Consider the following 19863-nt stretch of genomic DNA (forward strand, 5'->3'; position numbering starts at 1 on the left):
ATCAATATTCGTGTATTTGGTGGTTTCTGTCATTGCAGGTTGTAAAGCAACAAAGTAATCTTCTGTTTACCCAAACATCTCCTCAATCTGCTGCATCAGCTTCTTAATTGAGTAGGGCTTCGTTACGTACGCATCGGCTCCCATTTCCATTCCTTTTTCAATATCCCGAGGATTGTTTTTAGCGCTCAGGAAAATGACCTTTGTGTCTTTTAGTTTTTCATCCTGCTTAATGATGTCCAAAGTACTGTAACCGTCAAGATTAGGCATCATGATATCGAGAAGAATGACATCCGGAACCATGGTTTTCAGAAAGTCGAGCACTTCAGTTCCGTCCCGTGCAATATAAACATCATAGCCGTTTTTCTTAAAACTGTATTCGAGGGACATTAATATTTTGTGTTCGTCATCGGCAATGATTATCTTTTTCATACATAGGTTTTAATGGTGTTCAACTTCATTTTTTATCTCTTTTATAGTTTTTTCAGGAATGCTTATGATGAAGGTCACACCCAGTCCACTGTTTTCAGCTTTGATGTTTCCACCGTGCGCTTGCACAATTTTTTTAGAAATAGCAAGACCCAGTCCGCTTCCTGTAGGTTTTAAAATATTCTGATTTCTGGATTGATAAAACTTGTCAAAAATCATTTCCAGATCTTCTTCAGGAATGTGTTTCCCGGTATTGAAGAAGCTGATGATTAATTTTTCGTCTTTTTCTGATAATTTGGTTTGAATGGTGCCTTGTTCATCCGTGAATTTTAAGGCGTTTCCCAAAATATTCTGAAACAATTGAATCATCCTCGCTTCATCATATTCAAATATAAACTGATTTAAAAGATTAACTTCACTTAAATGAATGTTTTTCTGCTGTATCAGGTGAAGAAGAGGGTTTACGGCTTTTTTATACGTTTCAATAATGTTGTTTTTCCGGATATGCAAAGATATTTCCCCGTGTTGCAGCTTATCCAGATACAGGATATCGTTGATGATTTCACTTAAGCGGTCAGATTCTGTAATAATATTATTTAAAAATTCCTGTTTGATTTCAAAAGGAATGTCATCGTCATCTGCCAAGATTTCTCCTGCAGAACGGATGGCAGTGATAGGAGTTCTTAATTCGTGAGCTACAGAATCAAGGAAGTCGTCTTTCTGGCGATCTTTAATGATCAGGCTTTCGTTGGCGGTTCGCAAATCGTCGGAAAGCTTTTGTAATTCTTCAGATTGTTCGGTAAGTTTTTTATTTAAGCTGATATTTTCCTGAGACTCTTCAAGGATATTCAATACTTCCTTCAAAGATATTTTATCTTCTTTCGTAACGCCTTCAATTAAGATTTTGGCTGAAGCAGTACCGATTCGTCCTGCCAGAAGGTTTTCTGAGAATTTAATAAACCGCGAATCTGCGGTTTCGGTTTGGGAATCAATATTATATTTTAAATTGAAAATCCGCAGTGCCTGTTCTGTTTTATTTTTACCCAAAAATCGTTCAAGAATATTTTTAATATCCGAAACATAAGCCGTTCCGCGCCAGATAAATGCGTTTTCATGATTTTGAATATATTTATCTATATCTACATAAAGCTCGGCAAAATTCCGTTCCCTGTAATTTCCTTTTGTACTCACTGAAATAATGGTGAATAAACCGGTATTTACCAAAAGAGACCAGAAGAAAATCTGGGAAATCCTGCCGAGATAAGGAATGGCGAAAAAACCGAAACCATCATACATATCTCTTAGAATTCCCTTGAGTTCCTGGTTGTAAGAAAAATAATACTGTGGAATAATTAATCCGAAATAACAAATGACCAAGCCGGCAGCCAACCCGACAACAGCTCCTTTATAACTTCCGCGTCTCCAGAATAACGCGCCAAAAAAAGCAGGGGCCAGCTGTCCGATGATCACAAAAGAGATAAGGCCCACTGAATCCAGTGATGTCTTTAAAATAAAATATTTATAGAACACAAACGCCATAATGATCAGGGCAAAAATGCTGAATTTCCTGATATTGGTAATGTTTCTTGTATTTTGTTCCTCATTTTCAGATTTAAACTTACCAAGTAAACCGTAAGGAATAATCAGGTTGTTGGAAAGCATGATGGATAAAGTGATTGCCGAAATGATAATCATCGAAATACACGAGCTTAATCCTCCAAGGAAAACTAAAACGGTAATTAAAGTATTGCCAAAATGCTGCGGAATTAAAATAGAATAGAACTCCGGATTGACTTTCTGGCCGTCAAAAATCAGCCTTCCTCCCCAAGCAATCGGAAAAATGAATACCGTAAATATCAGGAGATAAAGAGGGAAAAACCAGATCGCTGTTTTGATATGTTTTTCCTGTCTGTTTTCTACGATCGCCGTATGAAACTGTCTGGGAAGGATGCAGATTGCCGTTGCAGAAATCATGCATAAAACCATCCAGTTCATTGCGCCCTCAATCCCGTTGAAGGTATTTTTTTCTTTAAAATCTTCAAACCGACTGGCCTTTTGGTAAATATCCGAAAACCCGTCGAATACGTAATAAATAACAAAAAAGCCAAGGATGATAATGAAGAATAGTTTTAAAAAACTTTCCAAAGCAATCGCTGAGATGATCCCTAATCGTTTTTCAGACGCATCTACATATCGTGTTCCGTAATACGATGAAAATAAAGCAATCAGTATAACTACGAATGTGGCGTTGTCAGTGAGGATATCCTGAGACATCGCTGTTTCTGTTACGAGGTGAAAAGTTTCAGAAATTGCTTTAATCTGCAGGCCAATATAGGGAACAATCGCTAAAAGGCATACAATAGTGATGATGGCACTCAGGCTTCTGCTGTTTCCGTACCGTAACGAAATGAAATCTGCCAGACTGCTTATTTTATTAACCCTGGAAATTCTTACGATCCTTGTATTAATATAAATCCATGCAGGAATGATCATGATGGGGCCAATGTAAATAGGAAGGTAATTAAGTCCGCTTGTCGCAGCTACGCCGATACTTCCGTAGTAGGTCCATGCTGTACAGTATACAGCTAATGATAAAGCGTAGATGTATGGATTATTGATCCAGAGCTTGCTTCTTTTCTTCTCTGCCAGATGAGCAACTAAGAACAGAAGAGCCAGGTAAAAAAGAACCACGAAAAATAATGCAAAACTATTCATCATACTTTTTTACGATGGTCAATGAGATGAGAATGGAAATCATCCAGACTGCGAACAGGTAGATTAAAATCATCGGGTACCCGAAAACTTCCTTTTCGCTGTTGAAAAGAAGTGAGATGGGAATACTGAAAGCAATCATTAATCCGATGCTCAGGATAATCAGTTTTTGTTCGTGTCTCTTTTTCATAAGTGATAATCGAAAAAAGATAATTGATGAACAAATGGGTTGTGGTATCGTTCATCAATTATCATTCATCTCTGTTAATTATATTTTGTCGTCAGAGTATTCCCCTGTTAAGGCGTAATAGCCAAAAACAGCCAGTCCGCCTGAGATAATGGGCATCAGTACAAACAGAATGATAATTCCGAAAACCAGATCTTCTTGTTTTCCTGAGGAAATCTTTGGGATTCCCAGCACTGTAATTCCAAAATATCCTACCACCACAGCAATGGCGATCCAGAGAATACCTAATATTTTTTTTAGTCCGTTCATTTTAGTAGTTTAAAATTAATAAAAATTTGATTGATTCAGTGGTTAATCGTGAAGATTATTGTTCTTATTTTTAAGATAAAACAATCCGATGATTAAACATACTGTAGCCACTCCGATCGGATACCAGAGTCCCTCGAGATACCAGGTGGCGTGGCCCGCGTCTTTTCCTGTGGTAACCAGATAAGTGGCTACTGCCGGAAGAAGTCCTCCAAACACTCCGTTTCCAATATGGTACGGTAAAGACATTGAGGTGTAGCGGATTCTCACCGGGAACATTTCTACAAGAAACGCTGCAATAGGTCCATATACCATGGTTACAAAAATCACCTGGATAAATACTAAAAAGATCAGGTACCATTTAGTGTCATCACTTAATTTTAAACTTTGCGAAACCTTTGCTTCTTCCGCCTTTCCGTCTTTCATAACCGGTCCGGTCGGAGACCAGTGGGTAATGCTGTCTTTCTTGATTAATGTTCCATCGGTATACAACGTCTCTTTATGAAAGGTGATCAGGCTGTCGGTCGCAATATCTTTATGAATTTTTGCTGTTCTTTTTCGGTAATTCCGTTGGCGGCTATCGTTTTGCTTTCCAGATTGACGCTTTTAAACATGCTGTCATAAATCGGTCTGTAGGCGAGGATCGCGACCAGCATACCGGTCATCATCACTGCTTTTCTACCAATTTTATCAGACAGCCAACCGAAAAACACGAAGAATGGTGTTCCTAGAAATAGAGCAGTGGCCATGAGGGAATCTACCTGCGCGGATTCTACATTCATTACTTTCTGAAGGAAACTCATTGCATAGAACTGTCCCGTGTACCATATGACTCCTTGTCCCATCGCTGCTCCAAAGAGAGCCAGTAGAACGAATTTAAAGTTATATTTATTTCCGAAGCTTTCTTTTAAAGGATTTTTTGAAGTTTTTCCCTCGCTTTTAGCTTTCGCAAAAAGAGGAGATTCTTTCATGTTTTTTCTGATAATGTAAGAAACCGCAACCATTAAAATGGAAATCCAGAAAGGAACTCTCCATCCCCAGGTATCAAATTCTTCAGCAGAAAGGGTGGTTTTGGTAATTAAAATAACGATCAGTGAAATGAAAAGCCCTGCAGTTGCTGTAGTCTGAATCCACGACGTCCAGTATCCTCTTCGGTGAGGTTGTGCATATTCTGCAACATAAGTGGCTGCGCCTCCATATTCACCTCCAAGTGCTAATCCCTGTAAAAGTCTTAAAATAAGAACTAAAACCGGAGCCATAAAGCCTATGGTTTCATAGCTGGGAATACATCCGATCAGGAATGTAGAAAATCCCATAATTAATAAAGTAACCAGGAAGGTATATTTTCTGCCGATTATATCTCCGAGTCTTCCAAAAAATAAAGCCCCGAATGGTCTTACCACAAATCCTGCCGCAAAAGTGGCTAAGGTTGATAAAAATGCTGCCGTGGGATTATCTGCGGGGAAAAACTTGGTGGCCAGAACAACAGCCAGACTTCCGAAAATATAGAAGTCGTACCATTCGATCAGGGTGCCGAGTGAGGAAGCAGTAATAACGCCCCATATAGTGCGGTTTTTCTGCCGGTCGGTCATGTTTTCGTAGCTTTCGTGGTGATTTTCACTCATATTGATTGATTTTGATGTTAGTGGAAAATACTATTTAATTCATCCGAAATTGTAGGAAATTGAAATTGATTTTTAAACCATTAATAGTCTTTAAATGAGTAAGGAAAACTGAGATAATGGCTTCAGTTTTGAAACTGCATGCTTATTTTTCATATTTAAATCTTAGCCGCCTTAAAACTTTCACTTTTCTTAATGATTAAAATTATTTTACAAGTAGATTTGAAACTGTACAATAAATTCTCCTTTTGAAGAAGGGCTTTCTGTAGGGCTTGTGTAAACCGGCCTTGTTGAATATTGGGTCGTGATTTTTGCATGATGCCCGTCGATAAACCAGTTGGCTCCCACATCGAATTGGGAAGAAGATTTGTCAAAAGCCTCAAAGCTCTTATGGGTGTACGCCGCAAAAGGCTGTATTCTGATTTTTGGCTTTTCTGCCTGACTGGGTAATAGCAAACCGGCCTGTGCGTAGATAATATTACCTGTTCCGATCGTTGGTTGTAGATTTCCGGGTCCTGCGATGGCTTTGTTGCCTATAAAATTAGGATCGGGCGCTGCAATATTCATTGTTCCCAGGTTTCTTACGTAATTCGGGCCGAAATTGTAGTTATAATATCCGGCATATGCAGAAACGGCCATTTTGTTTTTTGCTTCTCCCAGTGGAATGTCTGCAAACGCATCTACAGCGAAAAGAGTGATGTCATGTTTTTCGATGGTTGAATTCACGGATGTTCTTGTACCATCCGCCTGATGATAGAATCCCGCTCCCACATTGAAAACTTTCTTCGTTCCCAGATAAGAACCTACCTTAAAGGGAAGAGTATTTGATTCTTCGTCAAGGAATTGATATTCAACATATCCTGCCTTTGAGAAGCTCGGGTTGCCATTGTTGTCTACCGCAACAGCTTTTGACGGGTCTGTAACATTGACTGGGGTGAGGTCTGTAGCAAATGGCTTGTTTAAACTAAAACGATATTCAAGTTTTCCGTATTTTCCTTTAGCAAACATCCCAAGCTGTCTGGCAAACTGGTCGGAATTATCGATAAGGGGCCATGAGAAAACAGGCGAGTCAATCGTAAGGAAGTTCAGTGTTGACGCCATGGTCATACGGGAAAGCCCCATATAGTAATGAAGTCCCGCCCCTAAAGATAAACTGAATTTTCCGGCTTCTCCAGGTAAAATAACTGCGTATTCGTTCCAGGCATCATGAAAAAACAATTGAGTCTTCTTTCCGTTTCCGTATCCTCCTGTACCTGTAGTTCCTGTTGCTCCGCCATTGATAAAAGTCTGGTTGTTGATTCCAAAATGAAGGAGAATCATATATCTTTTGGAGATCTGGGCATAGGTCAGGGCGCGTAATCGTCTGTTTCCGATGCTCCAGGAATTGTCTGTGGGCTCCCCTCCAACCATACTTCCCGGATTCATAGAGGTGTTGCGCAACCAAAGCTGATCCCAGAGAATAAATCTGATAAATTTATCTCCGGCAGGATTAAGGTTGACTTTTAATCCATTGCCATAATCAGGAGAGCCCTGCGAATATAAGGATCCACTGATTAGTGCTACTCCAATGAATGTAAGTAATTTCTTCATAAATTATCAATTTTTGGCGTTGTTTTTTGTGAAAGCCAAATTGTAATTAATAATTTATTTATGAAAATTTAATATATATTACTGCTAATACTATAGGTAAAAATTGAGAATTGAAAATTGAAAGTTGAAAATTATTTTATATATAATTGTTTATCAGATGTTTGTTTTTAATTTTCTATTGTTATTTTCCGCTATTTTTTGAATCTTTCCCATTTGATCAGCATGTACTTGTCTGCAAATTGAGTAATGATAATTCCTGAATTTTTAATATTTTCTTCCTGGGCAATATACTCAATAAGCTCGTTTTGCTTGAGGATTTTATAGACAGGATGAAATTCAGAATGGGGAGGTCTTGTGATGTTGTATTTTTTAATCCACGAGCTGATGGTGACATGAGAAACACCGATAATTCGTTCAATTTCACGATAACTTAAGCCTTCCAGATAAAGCTGCAGTGCTTTAGTGACATAATAATCGTCAATCTGTTTTCCGAGCTTTTTTACCGTAAAATAATAGTTGCAATTCTTGCAGTGAAAACGTTGTTTTTCATTAATGATCCCGCTTTTTACCACTTTGCTGCTGTTGCATTTTGGACATGTGTTTTCCATAACTATATTATTTTAGCAAATATATAATAAATTAGCAAATATTGATTTTTGGTTAAAGATAATTTTACCTGTGTAATTTTTTAAAACCAAAAAAATATCTTTTTTATTTGCATTTGAAAGAAAATATATTTTAAATTTGCCAAAAAATTTAGATAAATAAATGGAAATAGAAATTTCCTCATGCGAACATCTAATGTATGTGAGTGAAATACAGCAGGAAATGTATGATTCTGCACAGCGTAGAGGAACGGGAATCGCAAAACGTTCTATCGAATATTTGAGTAAGAAGATTTCAGAGGGCAATGCTGTGGTGGCCACTGAAAACGGAGAGTGGGTAGGTTTCTGTTATATAGAGACCTGGTCACATGGGAAGTTTGTAGCCAATTCGGGACTGATTGTATCGCCCAAATTCAGGAACGGGGGAGTAGCGACTCAGATCAAACATAAGGTTTTCCAGTTATCTAGAGAAAAATACCCGGAAGCAAAAGTATTCGGGTTAACAACAGGACTTGCGGTAATGAAAATCAACAGTGATTTAGGATATAAGCCGGTCATTTATTCTGAACTGACTCAGGATGAAGAGTTTTGGAACGGTTGTAAGAACTGTGTGAATTATGAAATTTTAATGATGAAGGAACGTAAAAACTGTCTTTGTACAGCAATGCTTTTCGTTCCTGATAATAATAAAGTAAACGGTGTTGTCCATAAGCAACCAGAAATTAAATATAACAATGAACAAGAAAGTCATCTTAGCGTTTAGCGGAGGTTTGGATACTTCCTATTGTGCTAAATATCTTAGTGAAACACTAGGGTATGATGTGTACGCAGTTACTGTAAATACCGGAGGTTTTTCGAAAGAAGAAGAAAAAGAGTTGGAGAGAAAAGCTTTACATCTTGGGGTAAAGGAATACAGGTGCGTGGACGCTCAGGAGGATTATTACAATTCATGTGTGAAGTATTTGATTTTCGGAAATGTATTGAAAAATAATACCTATCCTCTTTCTGTAAGTGCTGAGCGTACGATTCAGGCCCAGGAAATTGCAAAATATGCAATGGAAGTGAATGCGGACGCTATTGCCCACGGAAGTACAGGGGCCGGAAATGACCAGGTTCGTTTTGATCTGATCTTTCAGGTGATGTGCCCTGATGTAGAAATTATTACGCCAATCCGTGATATGACTTTGTCCCGTGAAGAGGAGATTGAGTTTTTGAAAAACCATGGCTATGACATGGAGTTCCATAAAGCCCAGTATTCAGTCAATAAAGGTCTTTGGGGAACTTCTGTAGGAGGAAAAGAAACTTTGACGTCAAGAAATTATCTTCCGGAAGAAGCTTTTCCATCTCAGGTAAAAGAAACTCAGCCTTCAGAGCTTGAAGTTGAATTTAAAAACGGAGAAGTGATTGCTGTGAACGGCGAGCGTTTTGAACATTCAGTATATGCTATCCAAAAAATTGAAGAGTTAGCTTCTGTTTACGGAATCGGGCGTGATATCCATGTGGGAGATACCATTGTGGGAATCAAAGGAAGAGTAGGATTTGAAGCTGCGGCCGCTTCGGTTATTATCAAAGCACACCATTTACTGGAAAAGCACACGCTTTCAAAATATCAGCAAATGATGAAATCCCAATTGTCTGACTGGTATGGAAACTGGCTGCATGAAGCGCTTTTCCTGGATCCTGTGATGAGAAATATCGAATCTTTCTTAACCGATTCTCAGAAAACAGTAAGCGGAAAAGTATTTATAACACTTCATCCATATCGGTTTGTTTTAAACGGAATTGAGTCTGATCACGATTTGATGTCTGATCAATTCGGAAGCTATGGAGAGGCGAACAGAGCATGGACAGGAGAAGATGTAAAAGGATATACCAAGATTGTAAGCAATTCTTTGAATATATATCATCAGATCAACCAAAATATCAACTAGAGTTCCGAAGGAACGATTTAACCCAGGGTAGGAAGCAATCCTATCAGATTAAAGCATGAAAAAAACAGTAGGAATAGTTGGTGCCAATGGTTATACAGGAAGCGAGTTGATTCGTATACTGGCTTTCCATCCTTATGTGACATTGAGTTTTTTATATAGTCGTTCGAATTCGGGAACAAGAATATCGGATTTGTACCCGGATTTAACGACGGTTTGTGATCAGGTATTAACCCATCAGACAGAAGAGGTTGATGTTCTTTTCCTTTGTCTTCCGCATAAGGAAAGCCAAAACTGGTTAACACAAAATCCGGTTAAGGATGAAACTTTGGTCATTGACCTTGGAAATGATTTCCGTCTCGATGGAAATTTTGAAAACAGAAATTTTATCTACGGATTGCCGGAAATACATAAAAAACAACTGGTGGGGTCGAAGAGTATCGCCAACCCCGGATGTTTTGCAACGGCAATTCAGTTGGCATTACTGCCGTTAGCGGAAAAAGGACTGTTGAACGAGGTTTATACCACAGGAATTACAGGTTCTACAGGTGCCGGACAGTCTTTACAGGCCACGACGCATTTTACCTGGAGAAATGATAATATATCAGCGTATAAAACCTTGACCCACCAGCATGTGGATGAGATTTTACAACAGTTGATTGCATATAATAATAAAGAAGTAAACCTGAACTTCGTTCCATGGAGGGGAGATTTTGCAAGAGGGATTTTTACAAGTTCCACCATGAAGACGGAAATGAAATTGGAGGAAATAGAACAATTGTATCAGGAATTTTATGCAGGACAGCCTTTCGTGACGGTAAGTCTGAGGGCGGTTGATTTAAAGCAGGTTGTCAATACGAATCGCTGTGTGATTCAGATCGAAAAGAGTGGAAATGTTGCCGTTATTCATTCAGCGATTGACAATTTGTTAAAAGGTGCTTCAGGACAGGCAGTACAGAATATGAATATCGCAATGGGCTGGGAAGAAAATGCCGGATTACACTTAAAACCTATAGCATTTTAAACCTGTTAATGTAAAAAGTATTAATAAAGTCGGAGGTTACGGATCATAGATTACAGGTATTAAGAGAAATGATTATCTATTAATGGTCAACTTTCAACTTTCAATTTTCAACTAAAAAGACATGAATTTATTCAACGTATATCCATTATTCAATATAAACCCGGTTAAAGCTCAGGGATCTTTCCTTTGGGACGATAAAGGAAAACAGTATCTTGACTTTTACGGAGGTCATGCGGTAATCTCTATCGGACATAACCACCCGCATTATCAGACGAAGCTGAAAGAACAATTGGAAAAAATTTCTTTCTACTCCAACTCCGTTCAGAATGAATTGCAGACGGAACTCGCAGAAAAGCTTGGAAAACTGTCAGGATATGAAGATTACAATCTTTTCCTGTGTAATTCAGGAGCTGAAGCTAATGAAAATGCATTGAAACTGGCTTCTTTTCATAACGGAAAGAACAAAGTTTTGTATTTCTCAGGTTCATTTCATGGGAGAACTTCTGCAGCGGTCTCGGTAACAGATAATCCCAAAATCGTCGCACCTGTCAATTTCTCTGAAAGATTTATCAAATCAGAATGGAATGATATTGAACAGCTTGAAAAAACTTTCGAACAGCATGGAAACGAAATTTCTTCCGTAATTATCGAAGGAATTCAGGGTGTAGGTGGAATTATGATTCCAACACCGGAATTTTTATCGAAAATCAAAGACCTGTGTGAAAAATATAACACGGTTTTGATTCTGGATGAGGTACAGTCAGGGTACGGAAGAAGCGGATATTTCTTTGCACATCAGGAATTCGGAATTGAACCGGATATCATTACAACGGCAAAAGGAATGGGAAATGGTTTCCCTGTCGGCGGAGTTTTAATTCATCCGAAATTTGAAGCAAGCAATGGCTTACTGGGAACGACATTCGGGGGAAATCACCTGGCATGTATCGCTTCAATTGCTGTGCTGGATGTGATGAAAGATGAAAACCTCATCGAAAATGCTCAGAAAATGGGCGGGTATATTGAAAACGAAATTAAAGATTTACCACATATTAAATCGATCCGAAGGAAAGGATTGATGATCGGAATAGAACTCGATAGAGACTGTTCAGAAGTAAGGAAAAGCTTGCTGTTTGATCATCATATCTTCACCGGAAACTCCAATGATAAAAGTGTTTTAAGGATTCTTCCTGCACTGAATATCAAAAAAGAGGAGACGGATCTATTCATCAACGCTTTGAAAGAGGTGTTGGCAAATATGTAACGAGAAAGAGTAAAATAGCAAAAAAGAGCAGGAACGCTATAATCAAAATGCTTGTTTGTCATTCTGAAAGCAAACTGAAATGAAGGATATGAAACTGTACAAAATAATATTTCCCTTTCATCAGAATGACAAACTCTTTCCAACGACTAAGCGAAATCTCAATAAAAGAGTACGCGACAATCTTTAAAATCAATTTTAAAATGAAAAAATTTACAGCTGTAAGCGATGTTGAAAACTTACAGGAAATCATAAAAAAAGCTTTAGAAATCAAAGCAAATCCACTTTCTGAAACAGAAAAAGGAAAGGGAAAGACCATAGGACTTGTATTTTTAAACTCAAGTTTAAGAACCCGTTTAAGCAGTCAGATTGCAGCTCAAAACCTAGGGTTAAATGTTTTAACGTTAAATGCAGCCCAGGAAGCGTGGAATCTTGAATTTGCGGACGGAGCAGTAATGAACGGTGATACGGTAGAACATATCAAAGATGCCATTGAAGTTTTGAATCAATATTGTGATATTATTGCCGTACGTTGTTTCGCAGGAATGAAGAGCAAAGAAGATGATGTGAATGAAAGTATTCTGAGCCAGTTTGAAAAACATGCAAAAGTACCTGTTATTTCCCTGGAATCTGCAACTCGCCACCCGCTTCAGAGTTTAGCAGACTGTATTACCATTACGGAAAACTGGAAAAAAGATCACAAGCCAAAAGTAGTTCTTACCTGGGCACCGCATATCAAGCCGATCGCCCATGCTGTAGGAAATTCTTTTGCAGAATGGATGCAGGAAATGGATGTTGAGCTGCTGATTGCCAATCCGGAAGGATATGACCTGGATCCTGTTTTTACAAAAGATACAAAAGTAATTCATGATCAGGATGAAGCATTGAAAGATGCGGATTTTATTTATGTTAAAAACTGGTCATCCTTTGACGACTATGCTGCGATGCCTGAAGTAAAAGGAGACTGGATGCTGACCAACGAAAAGCTGGAGAGTACCAACAATGCCAAAGTAATGCACTGCCTGCCGGTTCGTCGTAATGTTGAATTAAGCGATGAAGTAATGGATGGCGAAAATTCAATTATTTACCAACAGGCAAAGAATCGTATTTTCTCAGCCCAAGCCGTCTTCAGTGAAATTTTAGACAGTATATAAAGTCCCGAAGGGACGATTTAACCCCAAGATAGGAATCCATTCCTAATTAGTTCTAATGTAAAGTAAAAATGAAACAGAAAATATACATCATAAAAATAGGCGGAGCGCTCATTGATGATGAACGATTACTGGATCAGTTTTTAGATCAGTTTTCCGATATCAAAGAAAGAAAGATCCTTGTGCACGGCGGAGGGAAGCTGGCTACCACCTTAGCTGATAAGCTGGGAATCGAGCAGAAAATGATCAACGGAAGGAGGATTACCGATAAGGAAACATTGGATATTGTAACAATGGTCTATGCCGGGGGAATCAATAAAAATATCGTAGAAAAGCTTCAGCAGAAAAAATGCAATGCCATTGGCTTTTCCGGTGCAGACGGAAACCTGATCAAAGCTAAAAAAAGAGAACATCCTGAAATTGATTTCGGATTTGTAGGGGATATCAATAAAAAAAGTGTGAACAGGAAACTGGTTTCAAAACTTATCAAGCTGGATCTTGTGCCGGTATTTTCGGCCATAACACATGATAAAAAGGGTAATCTTTTCAATACCAATGCTGATACAATTGCCTCTGTAATGGCGCAGGCATTGTCTGAAAAATATGAAGTGGAATTATTGTACTGCTTTGATAAGGAAGGAGTGCTGGAAGACGTGAATGACCCTGAATCATTAATCAAAACGGTTTCTGAAGAAGAATTTACCGTATTAAAGGAAGAAGGAAAACTGCACAAAGGGATTTTACCCAAACTTGAAAATGCTCTTGGAGCGATAAAAAATAATGTAGATAAAGTGTTTCTGATTAAAGAAACAGAATTAAAAAACCATATAGAGAATCATCATGCAGGAACTGAAATCTGTTTATAATAAAGAAGAATTATTGAATAATGCGGTCGGATTGCTTAAAAATTTGATTGAGATTCCTTCATTCAGTAAAGATGAATTCAATACTTCGGTAGAAATTGAGAACTTTTTTAAAAAGCATCAGATTCCGACGAAGCGTTTTAAAAATAACATCTGGGCGGTGAATAAGAACTTTGACGTGTTCAAGCCGTCTGTCTTATTAAACACCCATCATGATACGGTAAAGCCAAATAAAGCGTACACCCTTGATCCGTTTGTACCCGTAGAAAAAGATGGAAAGTTGTATGGACTGGGAAGTAATGATGCAGGAGCTTCTCTGGTTTCTATGGCGCAGGTTTTTTTATATTTTTATCATAAAGAAGATTTACAATATAATTTAGTTATTGCTTTGACGGCAGAGGAGGAGATCTCAGGATTTGATGGAATCGAAGCTTTATTTCCGCAGCTACCCAATGTAGAACTCGCTATTGTAGGAGAACCCACGCAGATGAATCTGGCGATTGCAGAAAAAGGTCTTTTGGTGATTGATGGAGAAATGAAAGGTACTCCTTCTCATGCCGCTCATCCTAATGATGACAATTCGATTGTGAAATGCATGCAGGATTTGCAGAATATTTTAAACTTTAAATTTCCAAAAGTTTCGGAATATCTGGGTGAAGTTAAAATTACTTTATCAGGAATTCACGCAGGAGTCCAGCACAACGTTGTTCCTGAGTCATGTAATTTCACATTGGATGTAAGGGTAACGGATGAGTATTCCAACCAGGAAGCCTTTGAAATCATTCAGTCTCAAATGAAATCTACCCTTACGGCGAGGTCTTTCAGGCTGAATTCCTCAAAAATTGAAATGGATCACCCGTTTGTAAAAGCAGGTCTTGAAATCGGAAGGACAACTTATGGTTCGCCTACCTCCTCAGATCAGGCCATTATTCCATGTACATCGGTGAAAATAGGCCCCGGAGACAGTAGGCGCTCTCACACGGCGGATGAATTCATCTATATCAATGAAATAGAAGAAGGGATAGAAATCTATATCCGGATTTTAGAAAAAGTGTTATAAAGATATCAGAAACCGGACATCAGGTATCAGATGAGAATAAAAAGTCTGATGTCTGATATCTGGATTCTGGAGTCAACAATATGTTTTGACTACGCTCAGCAGGCAGTAAAGTTGATGTTTTTAATAAAGATTTATGCAAGAATTACCATTAGAAATGAGACTTTGAATAAGGAGATGTTTTTTTATAGTTAATAATAAGGATGCTTTGCTGAGCATGTCAAAACCAATTAATAAATCATATGTTATGAAAAAAATATGGCAGAAGGATGACCTTGCCACCAATATATTAGTCAATAACTTTACCGTAGGAAAAGATCTTGACTTCGACGAACGTTTAGCGAAATATGATGTTAAAGGTTCTATGGCCCATTGTAAAATGCTGTCAGAAACAGGGATTATTTCTCAGGAAGAATCCGAACAAATGTTATACGTTTTAAGTACAATCCTTGATACAATTGAAGATGGTAGTTTTGAAATTGATAAAGAAGCTGAGGATATCCATTCTCAGATAGAAGCAATTCTCATTGAAGAACTGGGAGATACAGGAAAGAAAATTCATACCGCAAGATCAAGAAATGACCAGGTTTTATTGGATATTAAATTGTATCTTCTGGATGAGATCCGTGAAATAACAGCATTGACAGATGAGTTTTTTCAGATTTTAATCAAATTGGCAGATCAGCATAAAAATGTTCTGCTTCCGGGATATACGCATTTGCAGATTGCCATGCCTTCGTCTTTCGGATTGTGGTTTGGAGCGTATGCAGAAGCTTTGTTAGACGATGTTGAAATGTTGTTTTCCACAAAGAATATTATCAACAAAAATCCATTAGGTTCAGCGGCAGGGTATGGTTCTTCTTTCCCGATTAACCGTGAAAGTACGACATACAACTTAGGTTTCCAGTCGATGAATTATAATTCGGTATATGCACAGATGACGCGTGGAAAATCAGAGAAATTACTTTCAATGGCAATGGCAACATTGGCAGGAACGCTGGGCAAATTTGCATATGATGTTTGTCTGTATTTAAATCAGAATTTTGACTTCATCAGTTTCCCTAAAGAATTTACCACGGGAAGCAGCATCATGCCTCATAAGAAAAATCCTGATATTTTTGAGCTGGTTCGTGCACGGTGCAATAGAATCCAGGCTCTACCGAATGAGCTTATTTTGCTGACCAATAATCTTCCTTCAGGATATCACAGAGACGTACAGTTAACCAAAGAAATTCTTTTCCCTGCCATCGACTCCTTAAAAGAATGTCTGGAAATTGTAAGCTATACTTTACCGAATATCCAGGTTAAAGACGGAATTCTTGAGGACGAAAAATATAAATATCTTTTCAGTGTAGAGAAGATTAATCAGGAAGTGAAAAATGGAAGTTCGTTCCGTGACGCTTATGTAAAAGTAGGGCAGGAGATCGAAAACAATGAATTTGAATTCGAACCCGGAAATCTTGATCACACCCACCAGGGAAGTTTAGGGAACCTTTGCCTGGATAAAATAGAATATCAGTTTAATAAACTGAAAAATAAATTATTGGGTTAGAATCTAAACCATTAAGATTATAGACATACTTGAGCCGGATCAGTAGAAGCTTAAAAAGTTTTTTTTAGCCCGCTGTCTTTTTCGTTGTGAAATAAATCCTTAATCTTAATAAATCTTAACGGCTTAAGGTATCTTAATGGTTGGATTTTATTCCGCTCTTTGACTTCAATGGTTGATTTTTAATACTGACTAAGGTTGAAAATTGAGATTAAATACTGCTAAAATTTATCGGAGATAAATCCTTTTGCACCTTCATGTATAAGAACAAATGGTCTAAAATGAAAAAATTACTCCAGATCAATTTTGAATTTAGTAGATTTTTTAACCTCATGAAGCACGATTGAACTGTGGTATTGCCCGATATTGGGAAGGTTTGAAATAACGTTCACCGCAAATTCATTGTAAGAATTAATGTCTTTGGCAATAATCTTCAACATATAATCGTACTCTCCGGAAAGACTGATGATTTCCTGTACCTCGTCATACTTTCCGATGTGCTTCTCAAAAGTCTCCAATACTTTCTTGGATTGCTCCTTAAGACGCACATTACAATAGACGACAATATTCAGACCCAGTTTTTCACGGTTTAAAAGACCTACGTATTTTTCAATGATCCCCTGCTTCTCCAGTTGTTTGATCCTTTCATACGTTGGAGTAAAGGTAAGACCTATCTTTTCTGATATTTCCTTTACTGATAAGGTAGAGTCTTCCTGAATAATGCTGAGAATCATTTTGTCTTTTAAATCCATAGAACTGATTTGAGTTGTAACAAAAATATTAATTTTAAATGAGAATAAGGAAATCCCGAAGTTTTTAATTTATTTTAAAATTAATTTTTGCACGTTCATAAATTTGTTGTATCTTTGCACCTAATGAATAAAAAAGCATTTATATCATTAGATTTACCGGGCGAAAGCGCCCTTTACGATATTTATTGTTATTAAGCGAAGATAGTTGTCTTCGCTTTTTTTATGCCCAAAAATAAGAATTATGTTTACGATTACAGAACTAAGCACCGAGAGAATCAACAGTATACTGACAGAAGCGCTGGCTTTTGCAAATGGTAAAACTGCCAAAATTGAAGGAGAAGTTTTTTGCTCAAACCTTTTCTTCGAAGACAGCACAAGAACGAAAACAAGTTTTGATCTTGCAGAAAGAAAACTGGGACTACAGGTTGTTCCTTTTGATGCCTCTCACAGTTCGGTAAACAAAGGAGAAAGCCTTTATGACACGGTGAAAACGATTGAAAGTATCGGAGTCAACTTAGTCGTGATCCGCGATAAGAAAGACAGATACTTTGAAGAATTAAAAAATATTAATATTCCCGTAATCAACGGAGGAGATGGAACGGGAAATCACCCTTCACAATGTATGCTGGATTTGCTGACCATCTATCAGGAATTCGGAACATTTGAAGGATTAAAGGTAGGAATTGTAGGAGACGTAAAACATAGCCGCGTAGCCAACTCTAATGCTGAAGCCTTAAGAAGACTGGGCGCTAAAGTATACTTCTCAGGACCGGAACAATGGTTTGACGAAGGAGCTCTGATCAACGGAACTTATATGTCAGTAGATGAATTGATCGGTGAAGTAGATGTTCTGATGCTGTTAAGAATCCAGCATGAAAGACATGATGCTGCCATGAGCTTTACCGCTTCAGAATATCATAAAAGATATGGCCTGACTAAAGAAAGGGAACACGTAATGAAAAAAGAAGCCATCATTATGCACCCGGCACCGATCAACAGAGGAGTGGAAATAGATTCAGACCTTGTAGAATGTGAAAGATCAAGAGTATTTAAACAAATGCAAAACGGAGTCTTCGCAAGAATGGCCATTTTAAAGGAGGCGTTAGAAAGCAAAGGTTATACTTTTAAATAAGATCCAAGTTAAAAGTAAAAAAGCAAAGAGCCTCGTAGAGGCGACCTGTTAATAGCCACAGGGTAAAACCCCTGGAAGATAATAAAGACAATAGTTGTGTAAGCCCTGTAAGGGCGACCTATTAATAACCATGGGTGAAACCCTTGGGAAAAAAGAAAAGTCTTGTAGGATCGACCTGTTAATAAAAAATAGAAAATCTAAATAGAAAAAATGAAGAAAAAATTAATACTGGAGTCCGGTGAAGTGTTTCATGGAGAAGGTTTCGGAGCAGATTTGGAAACTGCAGGAGAAGTAGTTTTCAATACCGGAATGACAGGGTATCAGGAATTGATTTCTGACCCGTCTTACTGTGGTCAGATAGTTTGTATGACCTATCCGCTGATCGGAAATTATGGTATTAACCGTGATGATTATGAAAGTATCGAGCCGGCAATCAAAGGGCTTATCGTAAAAGAATTGTGCGATCTTCCTTCCAATTTCCGTACTCAGATCACTTTAGATGAATTGTTTAAAAAGAAAAACCTTTCAGGAATTTCAGGAATAGACACAAGAAGGCTCACAAGAGTCCTTCGTAACCATGGAGTTGTGAAAGGAAAAATCGTGAATGCTGACGCTGATGAAGCAGCAGTTGCCACAGAACTGAAAGGAACAAGCTTCCCGACCAATCAGGTGGAAGAAGTTTCTACAAAAACACCTTATGCCAACCCAAACAGAGGTTTCAAAGTAGTGTTGGTAGACTTCGGGGCAAAACTGGGAATTATCAGAGAATTATCTCAAAGAAACTGTGATATCATCGTGGTTTCTCAGGATACTACAGCTGAAGAAATCTTATTGATGAACCCGGACGGAATCATGCTGTCAAACGGTCCTGGTGACCCGGAAGATGTACCACACGCTTTAGACATGATCAGAGGATTATTAGGAAAAGTTCCCATCTTCGGAATCTGTTTAGGACACCAGTTAATCGGTCTTGCTTGTGGAGCAAAAACATTTAAACTGAAATTCGGACACAGAGGAGGAAACCATCCTGTACTGGATTTAGAGAAAAATACAGTAGCCATCACTTCCCAAAACCACGGATATGCAGTAGATCAGGAAAGTCTGAAAGGAACAGACCTTATCGAAACGCACATCGCTTTGAACGACAGAACCAACGAAGGATTAAAACACAAAGTCCACCCTTGCTTCTCTGTTCAGTATCACCCGGAAGCGAGCCCTGGTCCTGAAGATGCAAACTACCTGTTTGATGAGTTCATTCAATTGATGGAGGATTTTAAAAAGTAAGATTCAAGAGTGGAGAACCAAGAACCAAGAGTCAAGACTTAAGATAAAAATATATGCACAACTTTGAAAATCTACTTTTCTGGCAGAAATCTATTGCATTGGCAAAAAATATATACATTATTTGTCAGGAGATCAGTAGTGATGAAAAGTATGGTTTAATCTCACAGATTAAAAGGTGTACTGTTTCTATTCCGTCTAATATTGCTGAAGGTTCTGGAAGAAATAGCAGTAAAGAGTTTAATCATTTTCTTGCTATTGCTTTAGGTTCTGCATTTGAACTACAAACTCAATTGATTTTGGTTAAAGAGTTAAATCTTTTACCAGAAGAAAAAGTAAACATCTTACTAAAGGAAGTTTCCGAAATTCAAAGAATGATTTATTCATTCAAAAATAAATTAAAATAAAGTCCGATAATCT

The 19863-nt window shown here is 37.9% G+C and carries 17 protein-coding genes and 2 pseudogenes; 11 read left to right on the forward strand and 8 right to left on the reverse strand.

The genetic code is table 11. From position 1 onward, the window contains the following. Positions 1-66 precede the first annotated feature (66 nt). The 7 genes and pseudogenes from H3Z85_15825 to H3Z85_15855 form a co-directional block, all read right to left on the reverse strand. A complete protein-coding gene (locus H3Z85_15825) occupies positions 67-429 on the reverse strand; it encodes a response regulator (protein QPQ50848.1) in 363 nt (120 codons plus the stop codon). A 9-nt stretch (positions 430-438) separates the two neighbouring features. Further along, on the reverse strand, positions 439-3141 hold the full coding sequence (locus H3Z85_15830; protein QPQ53920.1) for a GHKL domain-containing protein: 2703 nt from the start codon (positions 3139-3141) through the stop codon (positions 439-441). Next, entirely contained in the window at positions 3134-3328 is a 195-nt protein-coding gene (locus H3Z85_15835) for a hypothetical protein (GenBank protein QPQ50849.1), read from the reverse strand. Before H3Z85_15835 ends, H3Z85_15830 begins: the two co-directional genes overlap by 8 nt. A gap of 78 nt (positions 3329-3406) precedes the next feature. Beyond that, positions 3407-3634: a hypothetical protein gene (locus H3Z85_15840; protein ID QPQ50850.1), complete on the reverse strand. Its 228-nt coding sequence runs from the start codon at positions 3632-3634 to the stop codon at positions 3407-3409. 42 nt (positions 3635-3676) lie between these two features. Beyond that, positions 3677-5256 (reverse strand): annotated as a pseudogene (locus H3Z85_15845) (MHS family MFS transporter). A gap of 207 nt (positions 5257-5463) precedes the next feature. Next, positions 5464-6843 (reverse strand): porin, encoded by a 1380-nt coding sequence (locus H3Z85_15850; GenBank protein QPQ50851.1) that lies wholly within the window; start codon positions 6841-6843, stop codon positions 5464-5466. Between the two features lie 191 nt (positions 6844-7034). Further along, a complete protein-coding gene (locus tag H3Z85_15855) occupies positions 7035-7451 on the reverse strand; it encodes an IS1 family transposase (protein QPQ50852.1) in 417 nt (138 codons plus the stop codon). Positions 7452-7611: 160 nt separating this feature from the next. Here H3Z85_15855 and H3Z85_15860 point away from each other — a divergent pair. The 8 genes and pseudogenes from H3Z85_15860 to argH all read left to right on the forward strand — a co-directional run bounded on the left by H3Z85_15860 (position 7612) and on the right by argH (position 16281). Further along, positions 7612-8121: pseudogene (locus H3Z85_15860) on the forward strand (GNAT family N-acetyltransferase). 61 nt (positions 8122-8182) lie between these two features. Beyond that, entirely contained in the window at positions 8183-9379 is a 1197-nt protein-coding gene (locus H3Z85_15865) for an argininosuccinate synthase (protein QPQ50853.1), read from the forward strand. 55 nt (positions 9380-9434) lie between these two features. Beyond that, complete coding sequence (locus tag H3Z85_15870) at positions 9435-10400, forward strand: N-acetyl-gamma-glutamyl-phosphate reductase (protein QPQ50854.1); 966 nt, start codon at positions 9435-9437, stop codon at positions 10398-10400. A 121-nt stretch (positions 10401-10521) separates the two neighbouring features. Continuing rightward, a complete protein-coding gene (locus H3Z85_15875) occupies positions 10522-11661 on the forward strand; it encodes an aspartate aminotransferase family protein (GenBank protein ID QPQ50855.1) in 1140 nt (379 codons plus the stop codon). A 200-nt stretch (positions 11662-11861) separates the two neighbouring features. After that, the gene (locus H3Z85_15880; GenBank protein ID QPQ50856.1) at positions 11862-12812 is read left to right on the forward strand and encodes an N-acetylornithine carbamoyltransferase; all 951 of its coding nucleotides are present in this window, start codon (positions 11862-11864) and stop codon (positions 12810-12812) included. A 68-nt stretch (positions 12813-12880) separates the two neighbouring features. After that, positions 12881-13675, forward strand: coding sequence for an acetylglutamate kinase (argB, locus tag H3Z85_15885; GenBank protein ID QPQ50857.1), 795 nt, complete (start codon positions 12881-12883; stop codon positions 13673-13675). Beyond that, positions 13650-14732, forward strand: coding sequence for a M20 family metallo-hydrolase (locus H3Z85_15890; GenBank protein QPQ50858.1), 1083 nt, complete (start codon positions 13650-13652; stop codon positions 14730-14732). Before argB ends, H3Z85_15890 begins: the two co-directional genes overlap by 26 nt. 244 nt (positions 14733-14976) lie before the next feature. Continuing rightward, on the forward strand, positions 14977-16281 hold the full coding sequence (gene argH / locus H3Z85_15895; GenBank protein QPQ50859.1) for an argininosuccinate lyase: 1305 nt from the start codon (positions 14977-14979) through the stop codon (positions 16279-16281). Between the two features lie 287 nt (positions 16282-16568). Here argH and H3Z85_15900 read toward each other — a convergent pair whose 3' ends face one another. Beyond that, positions 16569-17030: an Lrp/AsnC family transcriptional regulator gene (locus tag H3Z85_15900; protein QPQ50860.1), complete on the reverse strand. Its 462-nt coding sequence runs from the start codon at positions 17028-17030 to the stop codon at positions 16569-16571. A 232-nt stretch (positions 17031-17262) separates the two neighbouring features. On the opposite strand from H3Z85_15900, the gene H3Z85_15905 reads away from it, so the two are divergent. The 3 genes from H3Z85_15905 (at position 17263) to H3Z85_15915 (ending at position 19850) form a co-directional block, all read left to right on the forward strand. Beyond that, positions 17263-18162 (forward strand): aspartate carbamoyltransferase catalytic subunit, encoded by a 900-nt coding sequence (locus H3Z85_15905; GenBank protein QPQ53921.1) that lies wholly within the window; start codon positions 17263-17265, stop codon positions 18160-18162. Positions 18163-18372: 210 nt separating this feature from the next. Then, positions 18373-19446 carry a glutamine-hydrolyzing carbamoyl-phosphate synthase small subunit gene (gene carA / locus H3Z85_15910; protein QPQ50861.1) on the forward strand — a complete coding sequence of 358 codons (1074 nt, stop codon included), beginning with the start codon at positions 18373-18375 and terminating at the stop codon, positions 19444-19446. A gap of 53 nt (positions 19447-19499) precedes the next feature. Beyond that, the gene (locus H3Z85_15915; protein ID QPQ50862.1) at positions 19500-19850 is read left to right on the forward strand and encodes a four helix bundle protein; all 351 of its coding nucleotides are present in this window, start codon (positions 19500-19502) and stop codon (positions 19848-19850) included. The last annotated feature ends 13 nt before the right edge of the window (positions 19851-19863 follow it).

Origin of the sequence: Chryseobacterium indologenes (assembly GCA_016025055.1) — a bacterium.
Taxonomy (GTDB): Bacteria; Bacteroidota; Bacteroidia; order Flavobacteriales; family Weeksellaceae; genus Chryseobacterium; species Chryseobacterium indologenes.

What these genes read in the sequence shown, in the direction of transcription:
- argH (QPQ50859.1), top strand. Translation starts at nt 14,977, where the DNA reads ATGAAAAAAATATGGCAGAAGGATGACCTTGCCACCAATATATTAGTC.
- H3Z85_15850 (QPQ50851.1), bottom strand. Translation starts at nt 6,843, where the DNA reads ATGAAGAAATTACTTACATTCATTGGAGTAGCACTAATCAGTGGATCC.
- H3Z85_15880 (QPQ50856.1), top strand. Translation starts at nt 11,862, where the DNA reads ATGAAAAAATTTACAGCTGTAAGCGATGTTGAAAACTTACAGGAAATC.
- H3Z85_15855 (QPQ50852.1), bottom strand. Translation starts at nt 7,451, where the DNA reads ATGGAAAACACATGTCCAAAATGCAACAGCAGCAAAGTGGTAAAAAGC.
- H3Z85_15830 (QPQ53920.1), bottom strand. Translation starts at nt 3,141, where the DNA reads ATGAATAGTTTTGCATTATTTTTCGTGGTTCTTTTTTACCTGGCTCTT.
- argB (QPQ50857.1), top strand. Translation starts at nt 12,881, where the DNA reads ATGAAACAGAAAATATACATCATAAAAATAGGCGGAGCGCTCATTGAT.
- H3Z85_15890 (QPQ50858.1), top strand. Translation starts at nt 13,650, where the DNA reads ATGCAGGAACTGAAATCTGTTTATAATAAAGAAGAATTATTGAATAAT.
- H3Z85_15900 (QPQ50860.1), bottom strand. Translation starts at nt 17,030, where the DNA reads ATGGATTTAAAAGACAAAATGATTCTCAGCATTATTCAGGAAGACTCT.
- H3Z85_15870 (QPQ50854.1), top strand. Translation starts at nt 9,435, where the DNA reads ATGAAAAAAACAGTAGGAATAGTTGGTGCCAATGGTTATACAGGAAGC.
- H3Z85_15915 (QPQ50862.1), top strand. Translation starts at nt 19,500, where the DNA reads ATGCACAACTTTGAAAATCTACTTTTCTGGCAGAAATCTATTGCATTG.
- H3Z85_15825 (QPQ50848.1), bottom strand. Translation starts at nt 429, where the DNA reads ATGAAAAAGATAATCATTGCCGATGACGAACACAAAATATTAATGTCC.
- H3Z85_15865 (QPQ50853.1), top strand. Translation starts at nt 8,183, where the DNA reads ATGAACAAGAAAGTCATCTTAGCGTTTAGCGGAGGTTTGGATACTTCC.
- H3Z85_15840 (QPQ50850.1), bottom strand. Translation starts at nt 3,634, where the DNA reads ATGAACGGACTAAAAAAAATATTAGGTATTCTCTGGATCGCCATTGCT.
- H3Z85_15875 (QPQ50855.1), top strand. Translation starts at nt 10,522, where the DNA reads ATGAATTTATTCAACGTATATCCATTATTCAATATAAACCCGGTTAAA.
- H3Z85_15835 (QPQ50849.1), bottom strand. Translation starts at nt 3,328, where the DNA reads ATGAAAAAGAGACACGAACAAAAACTGATTATCCTGAGCATCGGATTA.
- carA (QPQ50861.1), top strand. Translation starts at nt 18,373, where the DNA reads ATGAAGAAAAAATTAATACTGGAGTCCGGTGAAGTGTTTCATGGAGAA.